This window comes from Streptomyces sp. Isolate_45, from assembly GCF_024721315.2.
Taxonomy (GTDB): Bacteria; Actinomycetota; Actinomycetes; order Streptomycetales; family Streptomycetaceae; genus Streptomyces.
Genome location: NZ_JANFAK020000333.1, coordinates 1 through 2384 on the forward strand (window position 1 = coordinate 1; position 2384 = coordinate 2384).

3 protein-coding genes are annotated in these 2384 nt (G+C 75.8%); 2 read left to right on the forward strand and 1 reads right to left on the reverse strand.

Going from position 1 to position 2384, the window contains the following annotated elements:
• Window positions 1-73: 73 nt before the first annotated feature.
• A complete protein-coding gene (locus tag NOD94_RS40800; protein WP_281211298.1) occupies window positions 74-1318 on the forward strand; it encodes a DUF2786 domain-containing protein in 1245 nt (414 codons plus the stop codon).
• Between the two features lie 11 nt (window positions 1319-1329).
• Here the strand turns inward: NOD94_RS40800 and tatA are convergent, their stop codons facing one another.
• Entirely contained in the window at window positions 1330-1512 is a 183-nt protein-coding gene (tatA, locus tag NOD94_RS40805) for a Sec-independent protein translocase subunit TatA (protein WP_281211299.1), read from the reverse strand.
• 145 nt (window positions 1513-1657) lie between these two features.
• On the opposite strand from tatA, the gene NOD94_RS40810 reads away from it, so the two are divergent.
• The coding region (locus NOD94_RS40810; protein ID WP_281211300.1) for an FUSC family membrane protein at window positions 1658-2384 on the forward strand (727 nt) is incomplete at its 3' end.

Here is a 2384-nt window from a genome sequence, read left to right on the forward strand (position 1 = left end):
ACACCCCCCCCCCCCCCCCCCCCCGCACCCGGCCGGGCGCGGGGGGGCGTGCGGGACATGCCAAGCTGAGGGGGTGAGTGAGTTCGCCGAGACCGTCGACCGTGCCTTTGCCGCCGCCCTCTACGCCCAGGACGACGCGGGCCTGGACACGGGGGCCTCGCTGCTCGCCGCCGCCCCCGGCGGCTGGGGCGGGACCGGGCAGGAGCTGCTGGCGCGCGGGGAGGCGTACGTACGACAGGCCTGGGAGCGGGGCTGGCGGCCGGCGGACGTGCTGCGGCTGGTGCGGCGCGACCTGGAGGACCTCCACCTGGGGATCACCGCCGACATGATCGCCGCCGAGGCGCGCCGCTACGCGCGCCTCCCGGAGCGCTGGACCGACGCCGAGGTGTGGTGGGCGCGGCCCGGCACCGGCCCGGAGGGCGACCGCGACGGTGACGCCGGGTACGCCGAGCAGCTCGCGCGGCGCGCGAAGGCGGACCGGTTCACGCTGGCCACGGCCGTCCTGGAGGTCTTCCGGCTGCTGATCCGGCTGCCCTCGATCGAACCGGTGGGCCCGCTGCCGGGCGATCCGGTGGACGCGCTCGCGGAGCACGCGCACATCGAGCCGCGCATGCTGGGCCGGATCCGGGCCCTGCTCGCGAAGGCCGAGGCGACGACCTTCCCCGAGGAGGCGGAGGCGCTCAGCGCCAAGGCCCAGGAACTGATGGCCCGCCACACGGTGGACGAGGCGCTGCTGGCCGTGCGCGGCGGCGCCCCGGCGCAGGTCCCGGGGGCCTGCCGGATCGGGGTCGAGCCGCCGTACGAAGAGGCCAAGGCGGTGCTCCTCGACGCGGTGGCCGGCGCCAACCGCTGCCGGGCGGTGTGGAACAGCGGCTTCGAGTTCTCCACGGTGGTCGGCTTCGAGAGCGACCTGGAGGCCGTGGAACTCCTTTACACCTCCCTGTTGGTGCAGGGCACGGCGGCGATGACCCGGGCCGAGGCCGCGCAGCGCGCCGGCGGCCGCAAGCGGACCAAGACCTTCCGGCAGTCGTTCCTGCTCGCCTACGCGAGCCGCCTCGGCCGCCGGCTCGCCGAGACCGCCGAGCACGCGACCGCCGAGCACGCGGCCGGCGAACGCGCGGCCGGCGGGGCACCGGCCCACCTGCCCGCGCTGGTGGCCCGCGACGTCGCCGTCACCTCACGGGCCGACGAGATGTTCCCCCGCACCACGACGACCCGGCTGCGCGGCGCCACCGACCACGCGGGCTGGGAGGACGGCACGGCCGCCGCCGACGCCGCGCACGTGGGCGGCCGCAGGCGCCCGCTGCCGAAGCGCTGACGAACCCCCGGTCACCCGCCCCCGCCGGTGCCGGGGGTGTCCCGCGACCGCAGCTCACGCGTCTCCGCCTTCAGGATGCGCGCCGACCGGCCCAGCGACCGGGCCATGTCGGGGAGCTTCTTGGAGCCGAACACCAGCAGGCACACGACCAGGACGACGATGAGGTGCCAGGGCTCGACGGCGTTGCGGAGCATGGGCGTTCCACCTTTCGGACGATCCGGAAGTCCTTCCGGACATCGGCCCCATGGAACCGGCCCGCCCCGCCCGTGACAAATCTTAAGAAGTCCTGAAAAACGGCGAAACGTCGATCGGGGTTCGATCGAGGTTAGTCTCGGTGCCATGAGCTGGCTCCGGGCCCTGAAGGACACCGCACGCTCGGGCATGACGGTCACCCGGACCCCGCTGGAGCCCCTCATCGCCCTGCGGGCCGCCGTGGGGCTCGCGATCGTCATCGGCGCGGGCCTCGCCCTCCTCGGGCCCGCCGCCGCCGCGAGTTCCGCCTTCGGCGCCTTCATGGCCGCCATCGCCACCTTCCAGCAGAGCTGGCGCCCGCGCCCGGCCCTCGCCCTCGCCTCCGGACTGACCCTGGCCGTCTCCACGTTCGTCGGCTACCTGGTCGGCGCCTCGCAGACCGGCCTGTTCCTCCTGCTGCTAGCGCTCTGGGCCTTCGCCGCGGGCCTGTTGTGGGCCGCCGGGCCCACCGCCGGGATCATCGCCTCCGGCAACGTCGCGATCATGCTGGTCACCGTCACCCTGCCGACCTCCGTCCCCCAGGCGGCGGGGCACGCCGCGATGATCGCGGCGGGCGGCGTGGTGCAGGCGCTGCTGATCGTGCTCTTCCCGGTCCGCCGCTGGGGCGCCCACCGCGACGCGCTGGCCGACGCGCTCGCCGCCGAGGCCGACTACGCCCGCCGACTGCGCCACGACCCCGTCGCCCCCTTCGACCCGCAGCCCCTGATGAAGGCGCGGGCCGCGGCCACCGTCACCGTCCGCCAGGCCCGCCGGCGCCCCGCCGAACTGCACGGGGCGCGCGGGCTCGCGGAGCGGATCCGCCCCGTGCTGGCCT